Genomic DNA, 21525 nt, shown 5'->3' with positions numbered 1-21525 from the left:
TAACATGGCCTAGCGGGGGCTGCAGACGGTGGGGCGAGAGCGATGAGATTTCTGGACGGGCACCGACCCGGGTACGACCTGACCTACAACGACGTCTTCATCGTGCCGAACAGTTCCGACGTCGCGTCGAGGTTCGACGTCGATCTGTCCACCGGCGACGGCTCCGGCACCACCATCCCGGTGGTGGTCTCCAACATGACCGCCGTCGCCGGGCGGCGGATGGCCGAGACGGTGGCGCGGCGCGGCGGCATTGTGATTCTGCCGCAAGACCTTCCGATCACCGCGGTGCAGCAGACGGTGGAATTCGTCAAGAGCCGCGATCTCGTCCTCGACACCCCGGTGATGCTGGCGCCCGACGATTCGGTGTCCGACGCGGTAGCGCTGATCCACAAGCGCGCGCACGGCGTGGCCGTGGTGGTCTTCGAGGGGCGGCCCATCGGTCTGGTGACCGAATCGTCGTGCCACGGCATCGACCGCTTCACCCGGGTGCGCGACGTCGCCACCCGTGACTTCGTCAGCGCCCCGATCGGAACCGATCCGCGCAAGATCTTCGATCTGCTCGAGCACGCCCCGATCGAGGTCGCGCTGGTGACCAACCCGGACGACACGCTCGCGGGGGTGCTCACCCGCACCGGGGCGCTGCGAACCGGCCTGTACACCCCGGCCACCGATGCAGGCGGGCGGCTGCGCATCGGCGCGGCCGTGGGCATCAGCGGCGATGTGGGGGCCAAGGCCCGCTCCCTCGTCGAAGCCGGCGTCGATGTGCTGGTCATCGATACCGCACACGGGCATCAGGTCAAGACGCTGGAGGCGATCAAACTGGTCGCATCGCTGGACTTGGGTGTCCCGCTGGCCGCGGGAAACGTGGTGTCGGCGGAGGGCACCCGGGACCTGCTGAGCGCCGGGGCGAACATCGTCAAGGTCGGTGTCGGTCCGGGGGCCATGTGCACCACCCGGATGATGACCGGGGTCGGCCGGCCGCAGTTCTCCGCGGTGCTCGAATGCGCCTCTGCGGCAAGGCAACTCGGTGGCCACGTGTGGGCGGACGGCGGGATCCGGCATCCGCGGGACGTGGCGCTGGCGCTGGCCGCCGGGGCGTCGAACGTCATGATCGGTTCATGGTTCGCCGGAACCTACGAGTCGCCCGGCGACCTGATGCGCGATCGCGACGAGCAGCCGTACAAGGAGAGCTACGGCATGGCGTCCAAGCGGGCGGTGGTGGCCCGCACCGCCGCCGACACCGAGTTCGATCGCGCCCGCAAGGCGTTGTTCGAGGAAGGCATTTCGACGTCACGAATGGGGCTGGACCCGGACCGCGGCGGCGTCGAGGACCTGATCGACCACATCACCTCGGGCGTGCGCAGCACCTGCACCTATGTCGGCGCCTCGAACCTGGCGGAGCTGCACGAACGGGCCGTCGTCGGCGTGCAATCCGCCGCCGGATTCGCCGAGGGACACCCACTGCCGCTGGGCTGGTGACGCCGCCGTTTTCGCTACCATGTGAAGTCCTGGAACCTTGCGGGCCGCAGCAAAGCGTGCGCGGCCCGGAACCGTACTAGAGCGAGAGGGATGACGTGCCGCAGGCACCCGCCGAGGCCCCGTTGCAGCCGGGGGCCTTCCGGGCGGAGCGGCGACTCCCCGCCGCGGCCCCGGTCCGACCGGCGACGCCAGCGCGATAACCGAGCCCCGCCATGAACGTCACCGTCACCGTCGTCAGCGTGCTGGCCATCGCGGTGCTCATCTTCGGCAACGGCGTGTTTGTCGCGGCCGAATTCTCGCTGACCGCGCTGGACCGCGCCACCGTCGAGGCCAACGCGCGCCGCGGCGGCCGCCGCGATCGCCTGATCCAACGCGCCCAGAACAGGCTGTCGTTCCAGCTCTCGGGTGCCCAGATCGGCATTTCCATCACCACGCTGGTGACCGGGTACCTGACCGAACCCATGGTGGCCGATCTGCCGCATCCGTGGTTCGACGCGATGGGCATTCCCGACCGGGTGGGCGACGCGGTCATGGCGTTTCTGGTGATGGTGATCGTGACGTCGGTGTCGATGGTGTTCGGCGAGCTGGTCCCCAAATACCTCGCGGTCGCGCGGCCGCTGACCACCGCGCGCGCCGTCGTCGCCGTCCAGCTGCTGTTCTCGCTGCTGCTCACCCCGGCGATCCGGCTGATGAACGGCACGGCGAACTGGATCGTGCGCGAGCTGGGCATCGAACCGGCCGAGGAGCTGCGCTCGGCCCGCTCGCCGCAGGAGCTGCTGTCGCTGGTGCGTACCTCGGCGCGCAGCGGCTCGCTGGACCCCGCCACCGCCGCGCTGGTGCGCCGATCGTTGCAGTTCGGTGCCCTCACCGCCGAGGAGCTGATGACGCCGCGGTCCAAGATCGTCGCGTTGCAGACCGACGACACGCTCAGCGACCTGGTCGCCGCGGCCGCCGAGTCGGGGTTCTCCCGCTTCCCGATCGTCGCCGGCGATCTCGACGAGACCGTCGGGATCGTGCACGTCAAGCAGGTCTTCAAGATTCCGCGGGCCGATCGCCCGAGTACGCCGCTGGCGACGGTCGCCCAGCCGGTCCCGGTGGTCCCGTCGACGCTGGACGGCGACGCCGTGATGGCCGAGATCCGCGCCAACCCCCTGCAGACCGCGATGGTCGTCGACGAATACGGCGGCACGGCGGGCATGGTGACCGTCGAGGACCTGATCGAGGAGATCGTGGGCGACGTCCGCGACGAACACGACGACGCCACGCCCGACGTCTATGCCGCCGGCGGCGGTTGGCGGGTGTCGGGTCTGCTGCGCATCGACGAGGTGGCCGCCGCCATCGGGTATCGCGCACCCGAGGGGCCCTACGAGACCATCGGCGGTCTGGTGCTTCGCGAAATCGGTCATATCCCGGTGGTCGGGGAAACGGTCGAGCTGACCGCTCTGGACCCGGACGGCCTGCCCGACGCGTCGATACCCTGGCGCGCAACCGTCGTGCGGATGGACGGCCGGCGCATCGATCTGCTCGAGCTGACCGAACTGCGCGGCCACGCCGAACCGGCGATGGGGCTTGGCCACTGATGAACGACACGCTGGGAGTGGTGCTCGCGATCCTGCTGATCGGGGCGAACGCGTTCTTCGTCGGCGCGGAATTCTCGCTCATCTCGGCGCGGCGCGACCGCCTCGAAGCGCTGGCCGAACAGGGCAAGGCGCGCGCGGTCACGGTGATCCGGGCCGGTGAACAGCTGTCGTCGATGCTGGCCGGCGCCCAGTTGGGCGTCACCGTGGCATCGCTGCTGCTGGGCCGGATCGGTGAGGCGGCGGTCGCGAACCTGCTGCGGCGAGGGCTCGGGCTCGCCCACATGAACCCGACGCTGCTGCACACGCTGTCGTTCGCGATCGCGCTGGCGATGGTGGTGACGCTGCACGTGCTGCTGGGCGAGATGGTGCCCAAGAACATCGCGCTGGCCGGCCCGGAACGCACGGCCATGCTGCTGGTCCCGCCCTACCTGGCCTACGTGCGCGCCGCCCGACCGTTCATCGTGTTCTACAACAAATGCGCCAACGCGATACTGCGCGCCCTGGGCGTGGAGCCCAAGGACGAGCTGCACATCGCGGTCTCCCCCGTCGTGCTCAGCGAGATGATCGCCGAATCGGTGTCCGAGGGCCTGCTGGATCCCGAAGAGCACAGCAGGCTGACCCGCGCGCTGCAGATCGGCAGCCGGGTAGTCGGCGACGTGGCCGTACCCCTGGCGGACGTGCGAGCGTTGTCAGTGGACGCGGCCGGTTCGGGCCCGAAGGTCGGCGCCGTCGAGCGAGCTCTGGCGCAGACCGGCTACTCCCGCTTTCCAGTCACGGCGCGCGACGGAAAATTCATCGGCTACCTCCACATCAAGGATGTGCTGACGCTCAACGACGATCCGGAGACCGTGATCGACCTGGCGTTGGTGCGCCCGCTGCCGCGCGTACCCACGTCATTGCCGCTCGCCGACGCGCTGTCGCGGATGCGGCGCAGTAACAGCCATCTCGCGCTGGTGACGAACGGCAGCGGCGACGTGGTCGCGATGGTGGCGATGGAGGATCTGGTCGAGGACCTGGTCGGCAGTATGCGCGACGCATCGTGAAAGACCCGACGTGACGCCGCTCGCGGGCCGCCTGGCGAAGGGCGCGGCCCATGGCCCGTATGATTGAACGGCCGCCGACACACTAGCGTGCTGGCGGGCTCACGGTCTTGGCCAGCAGTACATGCGTTGCCAGAAAGCGGTTCTCAAGGTCCGCCCCGGCGCCATGGGCGGAGCTGTTCGCGCGCCTGACCTGCGATTGCGGGTAGGGCGGATACGCTCGCTCGGGCTGCCGGCCGGTAGGCTGACGAAGTAGCCACTGGCGTCCAATGAGGCCATTTTGGAGGAGAAACATGACTGATCGCGTGTCGGTGGGCAACTTGCGCGTCGCCCGAGTGCTCTACGACTTCGTGAACAACGAGGCCCTGCCCGGCACCGATATCGACCCCGACAGCTTCTGGGCCGGCGTGGACAAGGTCGTCACCGACCTCACCCCGCAGAATCAGGATTTGCTGCGGCGGCGCGACGAGCTGCAGGCCCAGATCGACAAGTGGCATCGGCACCGCGTCATCGAGCCGATCGACGTCGACGCATACCGCGAGTTCCTCGCCGAAATCGGTTATCTGCAGCCCGAACCCGCCGATTTCAGCATCACCACCTCCGGTGTCGACGACGAGATCACCACGACCGCTGGCCCGCAGCTGGTCGTGCCGGTGACCAATGCGCGGTTTGCGCTCAACGCGGCCAACGCCCGCTGGGGTTCCCTCTACGACGCCCTCTACGGCACCGACGTCATCCCCGAAACCGACGGCGCCGAGCAGGGCACGAGCTACAACAGAATCCGCGGCGACAAGGTGATCGCCTACGCGCGCAGGTTCCTCGACGAGGCGGTGCCGCTCTCGTCGGGCTCGTGGGCGGAAGCGACGGGCGTGAGCATCGACGACGGCCAGCTGAAGATCACCAGCGGCCCGGATTCCACGGGGTTGGCCCGGCCGGAGCAATTCGTGGGGTACAGCGGCGAACTGGGCTCCCCCGATTGGTCGGTGTTGCTGGTCAACCACGGGCTGCACATCGAGATCCTGATCGACCCCGAGTCGCCGATCGGCAAGACCGACGCGGCCGGGATCAAGGACGTGGTCCTCGAGTCGGCGGTGACCACCATCATCGACTTCGAGGACGCCGTCTCCGCCGTCGATGCCGACGACAAGGTCGCCGCCTACCGCAACTGGCTGGGCCTGAACAAGGGCGACCTGTCCGCGCAGGTCGACAAGGACGGCGAGACGTTCACCAGGGTCCTCAACCAGGACCGCCACTACAGCACCCCCGACGGCGGCGAGCTTGTATTGCCCGGGCGCGCACTGCTATTCGTCCGCAACGTCGGGCACCTGATGACCAACGACGCGATCGTCGACGCCGACGGCAACGAGGTGTACGAGGGCATCATGGACGCGCTGTTCACCGGCGTGAGCGCGATACACGGCCTCAAGGCCAGCGACGCCAACGGGCCGCTGACGAACAGCCGCACCGGGTCCATCTACATCGTGAAGCCGAAGATGCACGGCCCCGACGAGGTCGCGTTCACCGCCGAGCTGTTCAGCCGCGTCGAGGACGTGCTGGGGTTGCCGCAGACCACGCTGAAGGTCGGCGTCATGGACGAGGAGCGGCGCACCACCCTGAACCTGAAGGCCTGCATCAAGGCCGTCACCGACCGGATCGTTTTTATTAACACCGGTTTCCTGGATCGCACCGGCGACGAGATCCACACCTCGATGGAGGCCGGGCCCATGGTGCGCAAGGGCACCATGAAGAGCCAACCGTGGATCCTGGGTTACGAGGACAACAACGTCGACACCGGCCTGGCCGCCGGCTTCGCCGGTCACGCCCAGATCGGCAAGGGCATGTGGACCATGACCGAGCTGATGGCCGACATGGTCGAGCAGAAAATCGGCCAACCCCGCGCCGGGGCCAGCACGGCCTGGGTGCCCTCGCCCACCGCGGCCACCCTGCACGCGCTGCACTACCACAAGGTCGACGTCATCGAGGTGCAGAAGGAACTGGCCGGCAAGAAGCGCACCGACATCGACCAGTTGCTGACCATTCCGCTGGCCAAGGAGCTGGCCTGGGCGCCGGAGGAGATCCGCGAGGAGGTCGACAACAACTGCCAGTCCATCCTGGGCTACGTGGTGCGCTGGATCGACCAGGGCGTCGGGTCGTCGAAGGTTCCCGACATCCACAACGTGGCGCTCATGGAGGACCGCGCCACGCTGCGCATCTCCAGCCAGCTGCTGGCCAACTGGCTGCGCCACGGCGTTATCACCGAAGAAGACGTCCGCGCCGGCCTGGAACGCATGGCCCCGATGGTGGACCAGCAGAACGCCGGGGACGCGGCCTATCAGCCGATGGCGCCGAACTTCGACGACAACATCGCCTTCCAGGCCGCGCAGGAGCTGATCCTGGCCGGAGGGCAGCAGCCCAACGGTTACACGGAGCCGATCCTGCACCGGCGTCGGCGGGAATTCAAAGCCCGCGCGGCAGGCGGCTGAGTCCACAACAGGGTCATGTGATGGTTCGACGGAAAGGCGGCGCGCACCGGCATGGGTAGGCACAGTTTGCCCGACCCCGAAGACTCCGGCGACGAGCCCGTCGACGATTACGTTGCCGACGATCTGTACGACGATGATCTGGACGCCGGCGAGGACAGCGGCCGTCATCTGAGGCCGGGCCAGGAAACCGACACGCCGGGCGGCTTCAGCGACTACCGCCGCTACCGGGACGCGGGTCACTACGCCGACGAGGAGTACTTCGGCGCCGCCGAGGACGACTACGCCGAAGAGGAATTCGCGGACGAAGGGCATGCCTACCCCGCGGACGAGGCGGATGCCTACCCCGCGGACGACGCCTTCGCCGTCGATCCCGCCGGCGAGTACCCGGATTTTCCGCCCCCAACGGCGAGCGCGGAGCGATCGGATCCGCCGACCGGCGGCCACCGCGGACTCGGCGACTGGCGCGGCGGTCACCGCAGCGCCGGCGGGCGACGCGGGGTCAGCATCGGCGTCATCATCGCCCTCGTCGCCGTCGTGGTGGTGGTGGGCACCGTGATCCTGTGGAGCTTCTTCGGCGACGTGTTATCCCACCGCTCGCACACGGCCGCCGCACGCTGCGTCGGAGGCAAGGAGACGGTCGCCGTCGTCGTCGACCCGTCGCTGGCCGATCCGGTGCAGCAGTTCGCGGATAGCTACAACTCGACGGCGGGTCCGGTCGGTGACCACTGCATGCAGGTCAGTGTCAAACCCGCCGGCTCCGACGCGGTCGTCGCCGGCTTCGTCGGCAAATGGCCGGCCGAGCTGGGCGGCCAGCCGGCGTTGTGGATCCCGGCCAGCTCCGTGTCGGCGGCGCGGCTCTCCGCGGCCGCGGGCCAGAAAACGATCAGCGACAGCCGGTCGCTGGTGAGCTCGCCCGTGATGCTCGCCGTGCGGCCCGAGCTGCAGCCGGCCCTGGCCAATCAGAGCTGGGCCACGCTGCCCGGCCTGCAAACCAATCCGAACGCGTTGGCGGGCCTGAACCTGCCCGCGTGGGGATCGCTGCGGCTGGCCTTGCCGACCAACGGCAACAGCGACGCCGCCTACCTCGCCGGCGAGGCGGTGGCGGCCGCTTCGGCGCCCGCCGGCGCACCCGCGATCCAGGGCACCGCCGCCCTGCGCAGCCTGACCAGCGCCCAACCGAAATTGGCGGACAACTCGCTGACGGAGGCGATGAACACGCTGCTCAAGCCGGGTGACCCGGCGTCCGCGCCGGTGCACGCCGTCGTCACCACCGAGCAGCAGCTGTTCCAGCGCGGCCAGTCGCTGCCGGACGCCAAGAACGCGCTGGGTTCCTGGCTACCGCCCGGGCCGGCGGCCGTCGCCGACTACCCCACCGTGTTGCTCAGCGGCTCGTGGCTCACGCACGAACAGAGCTCGGCGGCCAGCGAGTTCACCCACTTCATGCGCAGGCCCGAGCAACTCGCGAAGCTGGCCAAGGCCGGCTTCCGGGTCAACGGCGTCAAGCCGCCGGCCAGCGCGGTGACCGGTTTCCCCGCGCTGCCTTCCACGCTGTCGGTGGGCGATGATTCGCTGCGCGCCACGCTGGCCGACGCCATGGCCGCGCCGTCGAGCGGCTTGGCCGCGACGATCATGCTCGACCAGTCGATGCCCAGCGAGGAGGGCGGAAAGTCGCGGCTGGCCAACGTGATCGGCGCGCTGAGCGACCGGATCAAGGCGCTGCCGCCCACCGCCGTCGTGGGCCTGTGGACTTTCGACGGGCGCGAGGGCCGATCGGAGGTTGCGGCCGGGCCGCTGTCCGACCCGGTCAACGGCCAGCCCCGCTCGGCCGCGCTGACCGCGGCGCTGGACAAGCAATCCGCATCGGCCGGCGGTGCGGTGTCGTTCACCACGCTGCGCATGCTCTACCAGGAGATGCAAGCCAAATATGTTGCTGGACAACCTAATTCGATACTAGTGATCACGGCGGGGCCGCATACGGACCAATCCCTGGACGGCGCGGGGCTGCAGAATTTCATCCGCACCGGCGCCGACCCGGCCAAACCGATCGCGGTCAACGTCATCGACTTCGGCGCGGACCCCGACCGTGCGACGTGGGAAGCCGTCGCCCAGCTCAGCGGCGGCAGCTACCAGAACCTTTCGACGTCGAGCTCCCCGGACCTCGCCACGGCGATCACCCAATACCTGGGCTAGCACTACCCAATCTCTGACCCTCGGAGATGTCATAGTGCGGGCATACGATCGGGAGCGCCATCGGAGGAGGGGTAATGCGCATCGATTTCACGCCCGACCCACAGCTGTACCCGTTTGAGTCGCGCTGGTTCGACAGCTCGCGCGGCCGCATGCACTACGTGGACGAGGGGGCCGGGCCACCGATCCTGTTCTGCCACGGCAACCCGACCTGGAGCTTCCTGTACCGCGACATCATCGTCGCGCTGCGCGACCGCTTCCGTTGCATCGCACCGGATTACCTCGGTTTCGGGCTCTCGGATCGGCCGGAGGGATTCGGCTACAAAATCGACGAGCACGCACGGGTCGTCGGCGAATTCGTCGACCACCTCGGCCTGGACGGGTACGTGAGCATGGGCCAGGACTGGGGCGGGCCTATCAGCATGGCCGTCGCGGTCGAACGCGCCGACCGGGTGCGCGGGGTGGTGCTGGGCAACACCTGGTTCTGGCCGGCGGAAACCTTCGCGACGAAGGTCTTCAGCAGGGTCATGGGCAGTCCGCCCATGCAGTACGCGATCCTGCGGCACAACTTCTTCGTCGAACGGCTGATCCCGGCGGGAACGGCGCGACGACCCAGCGACGCCGTGATGGCGCACTACCGCGGCGTGCAGCCCAACGCCGAGGCGCGAAAAGGCGTTGCCGAGATGCCCAAGCAGATCCTGGCCGCCCACCCGCTGCTGGGACGGCTTGCCGCGGACGTGCCGGCCACGCTGGGCGCCAAGCCCGCGCTGCTGGTGTGGGGCATGAAGGACGTCGCGTTTCCGCCGGGCCCGAACATCCCGCGGATGCGGGCGACCTTTCCCGACCACGTCCTGGTCGAGCTGCCCGACGCCAAGCATTACATCCAGGAGGACGAGCCCGAACGAATCGCCGCGGCAATCGCCGACCGATTCGGCTAGACGAAAGCCTCCACCGGCGGGCAGGAGCAGACCAGGTTGCGGTCGCCGTAGGCGCCATCGATGCGACGCACCGGGGGCCACACCTTGGGCCGGAATGCCTTGCCGAGCGGGTAAGCGGCCTGTTCGCGGGTGTACGGATGATCCCAATCGGAGACCACCAGGCACTCGGCGGTGTGGGGGGCGCCCCGCAACGGGTTGTCGTCCACGGGCCACTCCCCCTTGCCGACCCGGTCGATCTCGCGGCGGATGGCGATCATGGCCTCGCAGAAGGCGTCGACTTCGGTCAGGCTCTCACTCTCGGTTGGCTCCACCATCAGCGTGCCGGCCACCGGGAAGCTCATGGTGGGCGCGTGGAAACCGTAGTCCGCCAATCGTTTTGCGACATCGTCGACGGTGACGCCGGTCGACTTGGTGATGCCGCGCAGGTCCAGGATGCATTCGTGGGCGACCATGCCGTTCTCGCCGGTGTAGAGCACCGGGAAGTATTCGTCGAGCCGCCGGGCGATGTAGTTGGCCGACGCGATGGCGGTCAGCGACGCCGCCCGCAATCCGTCGGCGCCCATCATCCGGATGTACGCCCACGTGATCGGCAGGATCGAGGCCGACCCGTACGGCGCCGACGAAACCGGCCGGCCGCCAGGTAGTTCGGGCGCGTAGGGGTGACCGGGCAGGTACTTGGCCAGGTGCGAGCGCGCCGCCACCGGCCCGACGCCGGGCCCGCCGCCGCCGTGCGGGATGCAGAACGTCTTGTGCAGGTTCAGGTGGCTGATGTCGCCGCCGAATTTGCCCGGCCGCGCCAGGCCGACCAGCGCGTTGAGGTTGGCGCCGTCGATGTACACCTGGCCGCCGGCGTCGTGCACGGCCGCGCAGATGTCCGCGATGTCGTGCTCGTACACGCCGTGGGTCGACGGGTAGGTGATCATCAGCGCCGCCAGCCGGTCCGCGTGCTCGGCGACCTTCGCGCGCAGGTCGTCGAGGTCGACGTCGCCGTTGTCGCGGCAGGCCACCACCGCCACCCGCAGCCCGGCCAATGCCGCCGACGCGGCGTTGGTGCCGTGCGCGCTGGACGGGATCAGGCAGATGTCGCGGTGCGGTTCGCCGCGGTCGGCGTGGTAGTCGTGAATCGCCAACAGGCCGGCGTACTCGCCCTGCGAGCCGGCGTTGGGCTGCAGCGAGACCGCGTCGTATCCGGTGATCTGCACCAGCCAGCTCTCCAGGTCGGCGATGAGACGCCGCAATCCAGCGCTGTCGGATGGCGGGGCGAACGGATGCAGCCGAGCGAATTCCGGCCAGGTGACCGGCTCCATCTCGGCGGCGGCGTTGAGTTTCATCGTGCAGGATCCGAGCGGAATCATGCTGCGGTCCAACGCAATATCCTTGTCGGCCAGCATGCGCAGATAGCGCATCATCGCCGTCTCGGTGCGGTATTGCGTGAACGCGGGATGGGTGAGGAACCCCGAGGTGCGGGTCGCGATGCCCGCGCACACCGGCTCGGCGGCCTGAACCCCGAATGCGTCCAGCACAATCGCGACATGCTCGGCGGTGGTGGCCTCGTCGCAGGCCACCGACACGTGGTCGGCGTCGACGCGCCACAGGTTGATGCCCTTGGCTTTGGCCGCGGCGATCACCGCGTCGGCGCGCCCGGGAACGCGCGCCAGCACGGTGTCGAAGTACTTGTCGTGCACCAGCGCCGTGTTGGCTGCCGAGCCCAACCCGGCGGCGATCGCCTCGGCGTGGCCATGCACCCGCCGCGCGATCTCGGTCAGGCCGTCGGCGCCGTGGTAGCTGGCGTACATGGCGGCCATCACCGCCAGCAGCACCTGGGCGGTGCAGATGTTGCTGGTCGCCTTGTCCCGGCGGATGTGCTGTTCGCGGGTCTGCAGCGCGAGCCGGTAGGCCGGGGATCCGTCGGCGTCCACCGACACCCCGACCAGCCGGCCCGGCAGCTGGCGGGCGTGCTTGGCGTGCACGGCCAGGTATCCGGCGTGTGGACCGCCGAATCCCATTGGGACACCGAATCTTTGGGTGGTGCCGAACGCGACGTCGGCCCCGATCTCGCCGGGCGGCGTGATCAACGTGAGGGCCAACAGGTCGGCGCCGACGGCGACCAGCGCGCCGCGGTCGTGCGCCTCCTGGGCCAAAGCCGACCAGTCCGTGATCCGGCCGCTGGCACCCGGGAGCTGGGCGATCACACCGAAGAATTCGCCGTCGGGCAGGCCATCGCGCAGGTCGGCGGTCACGATCTCGATGCCCAGCGGCTTGGCTCGGGTGCTCAGCACCGCGGCGGTCTGGGCGAAGACGTCGACGTCGACGGCCAGCCGGTTGGCCGCGCCACGAGCGGCCCGATGCAACAACGTCATCGCCTCGGCGGCCGCGGTGCCCTCGTCGAGCATCGACGCGTTGGCAACCTCGAGGCCGGTGAGGTCGGCAACCATGGTCTGGAAGTTCAGCAGCGCTTCGAGCCGGCCCTGGCTGATCTCGGGCTGATACGGCGTGTAGGCCGTGTACCAGGCGGGGTTCTCCATGATGTTGCGCAGCAGCACCGGCGGCGTCAGCGTGTCGTAGTAGCCCTGCCCGATCATCGACACCGCGACGGTGTTGGCGTCGGCCAGCGCCCGCAGCTCGCTCAGCGCCTCGGCCTCGCTCGCTGCCGGCGGCAACGCGTCCAGACCCGGCGCGGCGCCGTCGGCAAGCTTGTCGAGAATGCCGGTCGGGACCGCTTTGGCCGCCAGCTCGTCGAGCGAGTCGACACCGATGACGGCGAGCATCGCCGCGACGGCCGGGCTATCGGGGCCGATGTGCCGGGCGGCGAACGTTGACTGGTCGGACACTGGCGAACTCCTGACAGGGCAGAGGGACGAGCGGCCCTCTCCCTCTGTCTTCACCCGGTCGCCGGGTGCCTGAGAGATTCGGCGCCGGTGCGCTCGGCGCCTTTCCCCATCGGCGGGTGCGACCGCTGCCAGTCGCACCGCTTTCCAGAGGCATCGTTGTCTTGCGCGGTCCGGGTGCCTGAGAGGTTGACGGAGAGGTGTTGCTCCTTCGGCGTCCGTGACTGGCAATCACGGAACTCTCCCGCGCGAGGGCGATGCGTGCCCCAGCTTACTCGGCCGCCCCCAATTACCCGCGAGCGCGCGGTGCTAGCCGATCTTGCGGTCGCGGTGCTTGCGCCGGGACGCCAGCTCGTCCTCCGGGGCGTCGATCGATTCGCCGCCGTCGGCGCGCTCGCCGGGGAAGTCCGCGATGACACCGGTCAGCTCGCGCATCGCGCCGGACACCGCGATGCCGAACACGCCCTGGCCGCCCTGCAGCAGGTCGACGACCTCTTCGGCCGAGGTGCACTCGTAAACCGTGGTGCCGTCGGAGAACAAGGTGATGTTGGCCAGATCCTGGACACCGCGCTGGCGCAGATGGTCGACCGCGACGCGGATGTTGTGCAGCGAGATCCCGGTGTCGAGCAGGCGCTTGACGATCTTGAGCACCAGGATGTCCTTGAAGGAGTAGAGCCGCTGGCTGCCGGAGCCCGCCGCGCTGCGGATCGACGGAACGACGAGCGACGTGCGAGCCCAGTAGTCGAGCTGGCGGTAGGTGATCCCGGCGATCTGGCACGCGCTCGGCCCCCGGTAGCCGACCAGCTCGTCGGGCACCGAATCGTCGGGGAACAGCCCGGGCTGCACGGCCACGCTCGGCGGGGTGGCGCTGTGGTCGGTCGTGGCGTCCGCGTGGTCAGCTAGGTCTAGCTGCTCTTGACGTGGCTGCTCGCTCACGGTTCGTTCCTCTCGCCGATCGCGCTCGTTTACTAGCTGCGTTCGCAGGCTGCCTCCGCAGCCATGTTTGCTCAGGCCCGAGTGCTAGAGAGCTTACGCTTTCCGACAGCCGCCGCGCCTTAGTCGTAGTCAAAGTATGGCCGCCGCAGGGGTGAGTCGGCGCGCTATCCGCCAGGCGTGTCGACATCGCGGGCGCAGATGAGATGCATCCGTGATATCGCCGTCCACCCTAGTGGCCGCCCCCGCGGATTGCCCGGACCGGCGACGGAACGCCGCTACCTGCGGCTTCCCAAACCCGAGGCGATAGCCAGCTTAGGTGGCCTTGAAATCGTCGGGCGACACGCTGTCGAGGAACTCCTTGAATTTCTCCACCTCGTCTTCGCGGACGGCGGTGTTGGGTTCCTCGTCGCTCTCGTCGGGGATCAGCAGACCGGCCTGGGCGAGCACCGCCTCCTCGACGTAGATCGGAACGCCGACCCGCAGCGCGATCGCCACCGAATCCGAGGGGCGCGCCGACACCGTGATATTGCGGTCGAAGACCAGGTCAGCGTAGAAAGTGCCCTCCTGCAGATCGACGATCCGCACCTCTTTCAGCGAATGCCCAAGCGCCGCAATGAGATCCCTGATGAGATCGTGCGTCAGCGGCCGGGGTGGTTCCACGCCTTGCTGCTCGAGCGCAATGGCGGCCGCCTCGGACTGGCCGATCCAGATCGGCAGATAGCGGTCACCGTTGGCCTCGCGCAGCAAGAGCACCGGCTGGTTCTGCGGCTGCTCCACGCGAATGCCGACAACACGAACTTCGCCCATCTGTGTCTGCCCTCCGCACATGCACCCGAACGCCAAGCTATCGAACGAAAGTCTAGTCCTCAGCGATGCAGAACGTCGCGAACGGCAGACTTGATCAGCGAGGTATGCAAAGTGATAGCGAGCGCCGCGACCTCACGCGCCAGGTCGTCGGCGCGATCGAGAGCGCCGGCCTTGCCGGCTTTGACTACCGGCCCGGCGATTTGGGCGATCAGATCGGACTGCCGGTCGGCCGCCGACCGGAAGGCGCGCAGATGCCGCGGCTCGACGCCGTAGTCGGCCAGGGCGCGTGCGCACTGCAGGATCACCACGGCGTGCTCGTCGAACAGCCCGCCCGGACCGGTGGTGATCACCCCGGCCTTGAGCAGCGCGGTCAGCAGCCCCTCGTCCACACCGGATCGTTCCAGGAGCTCTTCGCGACTCAACCGGATGCGGGTGGGCGCCACCGCGGCCGGATCGGACCCGGCCTCGCCGCCGGCGGAACCGGGATCGCTGCCGGCGACCGAGACCAATCGCGGTACGCCGTAAGGCGATCCGAACGGCGGCAGCTCGCCGTCGGGCTGCGCGTCCAGCTGCGACCTGATCACCTTCAGCGGCAGGTAATGATCCCGCTGAGCGGTAAGGATGAAGCGCAGCCGGGCACAGTCGTACGCGGTGAACCTGCGGTATCCGGAGGCAGCACGCTGCGGCGTCACCAGTCCCTCGGCCTCCAAGAAGCGAATCTTGGAGATCGTGACATCGGGGAAATCCGGCCTCAACAGTTCGAGGACCGCCCCGATCGACATCCCGGCCAGCGCCGGGCTATCGGGTGCGCTCACTAGCCTGAAGATCCTCCCTCGTCGTCACCCTGCTTGGGTCCGGTCAAAAACACCAGACGGAACTTCCCGATCTGCACCTCGTCACCGTTCGCCAGTACCGCCGAATCCACCGGCTCGCGGTTGACGTAGGTGCCGTTGAGGCTACCAACATCGACGACCTGGAAGTCGTTGCCTTCCAACCTGAATTCGGCGTGGCGCCGGCTCACGGTGACGTCATCGAGGAAGATGTCGCTGTCAGGATGCCGGCCGGCTGACGTGATGGCCTGGTCGAGCAGGAAGCGTGAGCCGGCGTTCGGTCCCCGTTTGACGACCAGCAGAGCCGAGCCCGCGGGCAGACCTTCGACGCCGGATACCGCGCTCTCGGTTCCCGCTTGCGCGGGAGCGTCCAGTTCGTTGAGGAAGTCGGCACGGAAAACGGAAGTCGTCTCCACGGTGACTTCGTCAGCGTTCTGGTCCTGCTCTTTCCCTGAGTCCATGTCCGTCACGCGCTGCTCCTCACTGGCCGCTGTGGCGTTGTCTGACCGGGCCGCTCGGCCGGCTCCCCACTAGGCGCTTTGCCTCGTACTGCCGATAACTGCGTTCTCATTGTGATCCGTTTGACCGTACCGCGCACCGGTCGGCGATGTCCCCACGGCTGCGCGATCGAAAGGCTGCAGGGACATTAGCAATCGTCATTCGGTCAGTGTGCCGCGGTAGGCCTCGGCGTCAAGGAGTGTGGCGAGGGCCGACTCGAGCCCGGCGGCGTCGGAAACCTGCACATCCACCAGCCAGCCGGCGCCATACGGGTCGGAGTTGACCAGTTGCGGACTGCCGTCCAGATCGGCGTTGACGGCGGTGACCCTGCCCGACACGGGCGCGTAGAGGTCCGACACCGATTTCGTCGATTCCACTTCGCCGAAGGATTCGCCGGCGACCAGCTCGGCCCCGACGTCGGGAAGCTGAACGAAGACGACGTCGCCGAGTGCCGACTGGGCGAAGTCGGTGATCCCGATCCGCGCCGTGTCTTCCCCGCTGCGGCGAACCCACTCGTGTTCGGCGGTGTAGTGCAGCTCGGCCGGGATATCGCTCACGGTGTTCCTGTTCTGGTTGGTGTGCTCACTTGACGGGCTGAGCGTATTGGTGCGGTTTTGGTTGCCGCAAGGTCGTCACGTCCACCCGGTCGGCCTGCTGCACCGACATCCGCGCACCGACGCGCTTGATGCTGTCCTCGGCGCCGCCCGGAATGTTCATCGCGGCGGCCAGCGTGGGCGGATCGCCAATCGCCAGAATCGAATACGGCGGCGACAGCGTCTTGCCATCGATGGTCAATGAGCCGGGCGTGCCCACCACCCAGGTGTCGACGCCCACCCGCACCGACTGGTGTGCGTCGTTGGTCTCGACCGCCTCGGCGCCCGCGGCACGCAACTCGTTGATCACGTCGAGCATGGCCTCGGGTGATACCCCGGGCCCGGGGTCGTCGATCGTGACGGTGACGCCGGGCCCGGTGGCGCCGACGGAGCCGACCAGAATGGACAGCGCGGCCAGCCGGGCCTGTGCGCTTTGGATCGCTGCCTGGTCGGTGTTGCCCGACGCCTGCAGTTGATTCAGTGTGTTCTGCAGTTCGGCGACTTCTGTGTTCAGCGTGGCCTCGCGCTGCCGCAACGAATCCAGCAGCACCAACAGGTCCGCGGGCCGCGCCGTGTCCAGCGAGTCACCCGATTTCGTCTGGCGGACCTGGGTGATGATGGCGAGCCCCAGAACCAGGCACAGCAGGGCCGCCAATATTCCGAACAAGAGCCGGGAGCGCCCAGCCCGCAGCAGCCCGGACCATCCGGTCCGCCGCACCGACCCGATCTCGGGGCGCGGGCTGTCCGACGGCAATTCGTGGCGGCCGCGCTGGGCGTCGTCGGCCTTGTGCTCACCTTCGGAGTGGCCGTGCCGGGTTGGCGCGTCACGACTTTCGTCGCGGGCGTCCTCTGGCGGCTCCTGGCTCACGCTGACCCCACCTGGGTCATAGCGCCGCTCCTCCTCATCGCTGGTCCCCCTCGCCGCTGCGCGGCTGGGGGCGCCCCCACTGCATCGTCGCCGGCGCGGTCATGCCCCGAACAGCCGTCGCCGCAGCGCGGCCGCGTTGCCGAAAATGCGTATACCCAACACGACGATGATGGCCGTGGACAACTGCGTGCCCACGCCCAGTTGATCGCCGACGTACACGATGAGTGCCGCGACGAAGACGTTGAAGACGAACGACACCACGAAAACCTTCGGATCGAAGATCCGCTCGAGATAGGCGCGCAGCCCGCCGAACACCGCGTCGAGCGCGGCGACCACCGCGATGGGCAGATACGGTTGGACGACCTCGGGCACGGCGGGATGGAAAACCAACCCCAGCACGATGCCGAGCGCCAGCGCCGCGATACCGATCATGCGAGGACTTTTCTCACTAGGGCCCAATCTGCTTGGCGAACTTGACTTCCCGGACCGACCCGGCCGGCAGCGACAGACCGTCGGAGACGTTCACGGTGACGCCGACGCCGTAGGAGATCTCCAGCAGCCTAAGACGCTGTCGTCCCGGGCTGCCATCGAAGACGTCGCGCATCGAGCGCGGCGGCCCCACAGCGAGGATGGTGTACGGGCTGCCGGTTGGGTTGTTGTCGACGAGGATCGCTCCTCCGGCCTGCCGGATCGTTACATTCGGCCCGATCCGAACGCCGCCGACCGAAATGGCTTCGGCGCCGCTGGCCCACAACGAGTTGACGACGAGCTGTAGGTCGCGGTCGAGGATGATCTGCCGGCTGCCGGTCACTCGCTGTTTGGACACGTCGGAAAGATTGGGGCTGGCACCGGGCTCGGTCACGGTGACGGTCAGGCCGGGCCCGATGATCGGGGTGCTCGCCGCGGCCAGGCCGAGCGCGTCCAGGCGGGTGAGCAGCCGCTGTCCCTCGGCGTTGTCGGCCAGCGCGTGTCGCTGGACATCGTCGACCTGCGTCGAGAGCGCGGCGCGCCGCTTGGACAGCCGGGCGGCCGTGTCCTCGGTCGAGCGGACGCTGCGCACCAGCAGCTGTTGGGCGGAGCGCACACCGGGTTCGACCGAGCGGGCCTGAGCGACCGCGGCGGCGAACACGGTGGCGACCAGCATCGCCGCCAGGGCCTGCCAGAGCCAACCGAATACGCGCGCCCGCGCGGGCTGGGGTGTGGCGGTGCGGCTACGTCTTTCGGCCGCGGCGGCGTACCCGGGATCCAGGTGTTCCGACAGCAGGGCGCGCAGCAGCGACGGCACCGGTATCAGCGTCGGCCGGGCCGCCTCGTGGGCGCTGCGGCCGGCGTTGGGGTCGTAGCCGCCGAGCAGGCGGTCGGGTTCAGCCATGCGCGCCCGCTTTGAGCGTGGGCATCCGGCGCACGACCAACGTCAGCTGCACGACGTACAGCACGAACGCCCACAGGTAGGTGTAGAGGCCCCAGATCAAAAATGCCCATCCGACGGCGCCGATCACGCGGCTCCACAACGCGTCCCAGGTGCCCAGCAGGACGAGCGGGAAGCCGGACATCAGGGCGAAGGTGGCGGCCTTGCCGACGTACGTCACCGGCAGCGCCGACAGCCCGCGGCTTCGCAACAGGGGCAGGCTCGCGGCCAGCAGCCCGTCGCGCACCAGCAGCGTGACGACGAACCACCAGGGCAGGACGCCGGCGATCGCCATGACGACGGGCACGGTGACCATGTAGAGGCGATCGACGGCCGGGTCCAGCAGGACACCCAGCCGCGACGACTGGTTCAGCGCCCGCGCGATCTTGCCGTCGGCCCAGTCGGAGGCGCCGCTGAACATCAGGATGGCGACCGCCCAACCGTCGGCATGCGCGAACACCAGCGCGTAGACGAACACCGGGATGAGCGCCAGGCGGATCGCGCTGAGCAAGTTGGGCACGGTCAGTACCCGGTCGGGCGGAGGCACGTGCTCCATGAGCCGTGACCTTAGCCGGGAGACGATGGGGTCCGCAGCGCGGACCACGCCCTGCGAGCGTGCGGCTGGCCGCACACTCGGGCACCAGCGTGCGGCTGGCCGCACGTTGGGCGCCCGGATCGGGACCTAGCGGAATACCCCGGGCAGGCTCAGGGTCGCGAGCGTGTCATCCGAGAGCGGGTTGTCGTTGACCATGTAGGTCCACGTCGACGTCGGCCGGGCCAGCTTCGACAGATCCAATCCCGGCTCCTCTTCGAGCACGTTCGCGGTTTCGAACGTCTGCTGCGCCGCTTCGATCGCGTCCGCGGCCAGCGAGGCGAACGCGTCGACCGCCAACCGGTGGAACTCGTCCAGCGGATTTTGCCGGCCCAGCGCGCGCAGGTGAATGCTCTCGCGGATGTCGGCCAGGTACGCCAGATGGTCGGCCCAGCCGCGGTCCAGGTGGTACAGCATGATCAGCCGGCAGATCGTCTCGAGGCGGTCGTCGGCCTCGTCCTCGGGCATCGCCTTGGCCAGCTCTTCATACCGTTTGGGCGCAAGCTCGGCGAGCTCGTCGCGCGCGGTTGTGGTGCGCAGCAACGTGTTTCGCCGGTCGACGATGATGGCGCGCTGCTGGGCGATCAGCTGGTTGTAGCGCCAGGTGTTCGCGTGCACGTCGAGCATCCGGCCCTCGGCGACGCGCTGGGCGTGATCGAGAAGCCCGGCCGCCTTGGGGCTGACGATCCGGCCGTCCCCATCGGTTTCCATGGGCAGCTTGTTGCGGTCGAGGTTGGCCGCCACGACGTCGTCTTCCCAGCTCGAGAAGAACACCGACGAGCCGGGGTCGCCTTGGCGTCCGGCGCGCCCGCGCAGCTGGTTGTCCAGCCGCTCGGTGTGATGGCGCCCGGTGCCGACCACGTGCAGCCCGCCCAGTTCGGCGACCCTGTCGTGGTCGGCTTCGTCGGATCCGCCGAGCCGGATATCGGTTCCGCGCCCGGCCATCTGCGTGGACACCGTGACCGACTCGTACTTGCCGGCCTCGGCGATCACCTGCGCCTCCTCGGCGTCGTTCTTCGCGTTCAGCACCACCGCGGGCACGCCGCGGCGCAGCAGCCGTTCGTGCAGCTCCTCGGACTCGGCGACGTCGCGGGTGCCGACCAGCATCGGTTGGCCGGTTTCGTGCACCTCGGCGATGTGCTCCACGATCGCGTCGTTCTTGGCCGCGGCGGTGATATAGACCCGGTCCGACTCGTCCTCGCGAATGTTGGGCTCATTGGGCGGAATCGGTGACACTCCGAGCTTGTAGAACTGGCGCAGCTGCTCACCGGCGGCCAGCGCGGTGCCGGTCATCCCGCACACGGTGGTGTAGCGGTTGATCAGCGCCTGCACCGTGATGGTGTCGAGCACCTCGCCCGTCTCGGTGGTCTCAATGCCCTCCTTCGCTTCGACGGCGGCCTGCAGGCCGTCCGGCCAGCGCTGCAGTTGGGCGATGCGGCCGCGCGCGGCGTTGATCAGGTGCACGGCGTCGTCGCGAACGATGTAGTGCACGTCGCGCTGCAGCAGCACATGGGCGTGCAGCGCCACGTTGACCTCGGTGAGCGTGGTGCCGACGTGTTCCTCGGAGTAGAGGTCGATGCCGCCGAGCGCCTTCTCGACTTTGCGCGCGCCGACCTCGGTCAGGTGGACGTTGCGGCTGTCGGCGTCGGTGTCGTAGTCGGTTTCGGCGTCGAGCTCGCCGACCAGCTTGATGATCTCCAGCCGCGGCGTCTCCCGGTGCGTCGTGCCGGCCAGCACCAGCGGCACCAGCGCCTCGTCGACCAGAACGGAGTCGGCCTCATCGATAAGGGCCACATCGGGATTCGGCGACACCAGGTCGGCAACGTCGGTCACCAGCTGGTCCCGCAGCACGTCGAAGCCGATCTCGTTGACGGAGGCGTAGGTGACGTCGCAGTCGTAGGCGGCCCTGCGTTCCTCGCTCGTCGACTCCGCGGTGATCCAGCCGACCGTCAGGCCCATGGCCTCCAGCAGCGGCCCCATCCACTCGGCGTCGCGGCGGGCCAGGTAGTCGTTGATCGTCACGACGTGCACGTGCCGGCCGGCGATCGCGTAACCGGCCGCCGCGATGGCCCCGGCCAGCGTCTTGCCCTCACCGGTGGCCATCTCGATCACGTCGCCGTCAAGCATGCGCAGCGCGCCCAGCAGCTGAACATCGAACGGCCGCAACGCCGTTGACCGTTCGGCGGCTTCCCGGGCGATCGCGAGGAACTGCGCGATGTCGTCGGATTCGGCGAGATCGTCGAGGTTGAGCAGTCCCGCCGCCTTACGCAGCTGCTCGTCGGTGAGGCCGGCGGCTTCCTCGTCGTACTCCGACGAGGCGGTCACCTGAGCGAGCGAACGGCTTCGGTCCTTTTCGGTGCTGGCGCCCAGCAGCCGCCAAAATCGGCTGCTCAGCCGGCCAGGTTCAGCGCGGGTGGTCTTTGGCACAGGTCAACGGTACGTGAACCCTCAGCCGCCT

Annotated in this window: 17 protein-coding genes and 1 riboswitch; of the genes, 6 read left to right on the top strand and 11 right to left on the bottom strand. The window is 68.6% G+C overall.

What is annotated here, in order from left to right; translation table 11 throughout:
- The first annotated feature begins 42 nt into the window (after nt 1–42).
- From A5745_RS06295 to A5745_RS06270, 6 genes are all read left to right on the top strand, one after another.
- Complete coding sequence (locus A5745_RS06295; RefSeq protein WP_076115489.1) at nt 43–1479, top strand: GuaB1 family IMP dehydrogenase-related protein; 1437 nt, start codon at nt 43–45, stop codon at nt 1477–1479.
- A gap of 212 nt (nt 1480–1691) precedes the next feature.
- On the top strand, nt 1692–3059 hold the full coding sequence (locus A5745_RS06290) for a hemolysin family protein (RefSeq protein ID WP_076115488.1): 1368 nt from the start codon (nt 1692–1694) through the stop codon (nt 3057–3059).
- On the top strand, nt 3059–4102 hold the full coding sequence (locus A5745_RS06285; protein ID WP_076058080.1) for a hemolysin family protein: 1044 nt from the start codon (nt 3059–3061) through the stop codon (nt 4100–4102). The genes A5745_RS06290 and A5745_RS06285 overlap by 1 nt, the downstream gene beginning before the upstream one ends.
- 290 nt (nt 4103–4392) lie before the next feature.
- Nucleotides 4393–6582: a malate synthase G gene (locus A5745_RS06280; protein ID WP_076115487.1), complete on the top strand. Its 2190-nt coding sequence runs from the start codon at nt 4393–4395 to the stop codon at nt 6580–6582.
- Between the two features lie 51 nt (nt 6583–6633).
- Nucleotides 6634–8772, top strand: a complete 2139-nt coding sequence (locus A5745_RS06275; RefSeq protein WP_076115486.1) for a substrate-binding domain-containing protein — start codon at nt 6634–6636, stop codon at nt 8770–8772.
- Between the two features lie 74 nt (nt 8773–8846).
- Nucleotides 8847–9707, top strand: a complete 861-nt coding sequence (locus tag A5745_RS06270) for a haloalkane dehalogenase (protein ID WP_076115485.1) — start codon at nt 8847–8849, stop codon at nt 9705–9707.
- On the opposite strand, the gene gcvP is transcribed toward A5745_RS06270, so the two are convergent.
- From gcvP to secA2, 11 genes are all read right to left on the bottom strand, one after another.
- Entirely contained in the window at nt 9704–12538 is a 2835-nt protein-coding gene (gcvP, locus tag A5745_RS06265) for an aminomethyl-transferring glycine dehydrogenase (protein ID WP_076115484.1), read from the bottom strand. The genes A5745_RS06270 and gcvP overlap by 4 nt on opposite strands.
- A gap of 156 nt (nt 12539–12694) precedes the next feature.
- Nucleotides 12695–12792: riboswitch (glycine riboswitch) on the bottom strand.
- Nucleotides 12793–12844: 52 nt separating this feature from the next.
- The gene (locus A5745_RS06260) at nt 12845–13471 is read right to left on the bottom strand and encodes a MerR family transcriptional regulator (RefSeq protein ID WP_076058090.1); all 627 of its coding nucleotides are present in this window, start codon (nt 13469–13471) and stop codon (nt 12845–12847) included.
- Between the two features lie 312 nt (nt 13472–13783).
- Complete coding sequence (locus A5745_RS06255) at nt 13784–14278, bottom strand: bifunctional nuclease family protein (protein ID WP_076058092.1); 495 nt, start codon at nt 14276–14278, stop codon at nt 13784–13786.
- Nucleotides 14279–14337: 59 nt separating this feature from the next.
- Nucleotides 14338–15093, bottom strand: coding sequence for a MerR family transcriptional regulator (locus A5745_RS06250; protein WP_076058094.1), 756 nt, complete (start codon nt 15091–15093; stop codon nt 14338–14340).
- Entirely contained in the window at nt 15093–15569 is a 477-nt protein-coding gene (gene garA, locus A5745_RS06245) for a glycogen accumulation regulator GarA (protein ID WP_369805035.1), read from the bottom strand. The genes A5745_RS06250 and garA overlap by 1 nt, the downstream gene beginning before the upstream one ends.
- A 195-nt stretch (nt 15570–15764) precedes the next feature.
- Nucleotides 15765–16163, bottom strand: a complete 399-nt coding sequence (gene gcvH / locus A5745_RS06240; RefSeq protein ID WP_076058098.1) for a glycine cleavage system protein GcvH — start codon at nt 16161–16163, stop codon at nt 15765–15767.
- A gap of 25 nt (nt 16164–16188) precedes the next feature.
- On the bottom strand, nt 16189–16953 hold the full coding sequence (locus A5745_RS06235; protein WP_240562942.1) for a DUF881 domain-containing protein: 765 nt from the start codon (nt 16951–16953) through the stop codon (nt 16189–16191).
- A 213-nt stretch (nt 16954–17166) separates the two neighbouring features.
- A complete protein-coding gene (locus A5745_RS06230) occupies nt 17167–17499 on the bottom strand; it encodes a small basic family protein (RefSeq protein WP_076058102.1) in 333 nt (110 codons plus the stop codon).
- A gap of 16 nt (nt 17500–17515) precedes the next feature.
- Nucleotides 17516–18439: a DUF881 domain-containing protein gene (locus A5745_RS06225; RefSeq protein ID WP_076058105.1), complete on the bottom strand. Its 924-nt coding sequence runs from the start codon at nt 18437–18439 to the stop codon at nt 17516–17518.
- Nucleotides 18432–19031 (bottom strand): CDP-alcohol phosphatidyltransferase family protein, encoded by a 600-nt coding sequence (locus A5745_RS06220; protein WP_076115482.1) that lies wholly within the window; start codon nt 19029–19031, stop codon nt 18432–18434. The genes A5745_RS06225 and A5745_RS06220 overlap by 8 nt, the downstream gene beginning before the upstream one ends.
- Nucleotides 19032–19157: 126 nt before the next feature.
- Nucleotides 19158–21494 carry an accessory Sec system translocase SecA2 gene (gene secA2 / locus A5745_RS06215; protein ID WP_076115481.1) on the bottom strand — a complete coding sequence of 779 codons (2337 nt, stop codon included), beginning with the start codon at nt 21492–21494 and terminating at the stop codon, nt 19158–19160.
- Nucleotides 21495–21525: the final 31 nt, after the last annotated feature.

The organism is Mycobacterium sp. IS-2888, from assembly GCF_001954215.1.
Classification (GTDB): domain Bacteria; phylum Actinomycetota; class Actinomycetes; order Mycobacteriales; family Mycobacteriaceae; genus Mycobacterium.
This window is presented reverse-complemented; position numbering and strand designations above follow the sequence as displayed.

What these genes read in the sequence shown, in the direction of transcription:
- A5745_RS06295 (WP_076115489.1), top strand. Translation starts at nt 43, where the DNA reads ATGAGATTTCTGGACGGGCACCGACCCGGGTACGACCTGACCTACAAC.
- A5745_RS06290 (WP_076115488.1), top strand. Translation starts at nt 1,692, where the DNA reads ATGAACGTCACCGTCACCGTCGTCAGCGTGCTGGCCATCGCGGTGCTC.
- A5745_RS06285 (WP_076058080.1), top strand. Translation starts at nt 3,059, where the DNA reads ATGAACGACACGCTGGGAGTGGTGCTCGCGATCCTGCTGATCGGGGCG.
- A5745_RS06280 (WP_076115487.1), top strand. Translation starts at nt 4,393, where the DNA reads ATGACTGATCGCGTGTCGGTGGGCAACTTGCGCGTCGCCCGAGTGCTC.
- A5745_RS06275 (WP_076115486.1), top strand. Translation starts at nt 6,634, where the DNA reads ATGGGTAGGCACAGTTTGCCCGACCCCGAAGACTCCGGCGACGAGCCC.
- A5745_RS06270 (WP_076115485.1), top strand. Translation starts at nt 8,847, where the DNA reads ATGCGCATCGATTTCACGCCCGACCCACAGCTGTACCCGTTTGAGTCG.
- A5745_RS06255 (WP_076058092.1), bottom strand. Translation starts at nt 14,278, where the DNA reads ATGGGCGAAGTTCGTGTTGTCGGCATTCGCGTGGAGCAGCCGCAGAAC.
- garA (WP_369805035.1), bottom strand. Translation starts at nt 15,569, where the DNA reads ATGGACTCAGGGAAAGAGCAGGACCAGAACGCTGACGAAGTCACCGTG.
- A5745_RS06230 (WP_076058102.1), bottom strand. Translation starts at nt 17,499, where the DNA reads ATGATCGGTATCGCGGCGCTGGCGCTCGGCATCGTGCTGGGGTTGGTT.
- A5745_RS06225 (WP_076058105.1), bottom strand. Translation starts at nt 18,439, where the DNA reads ATGGCTGAACCCGACCGCCTGCTCGGCGGCTACGACCCCAACGCCGGC.
- A5745_RS06220 (WP_076115482.1), bottom strand. Translation starts at nt 19,031, where the DNA reads ATGGAGCACGTGCCTCCGCCCGACCGGGTACTGACCGTGCCCAACTTG.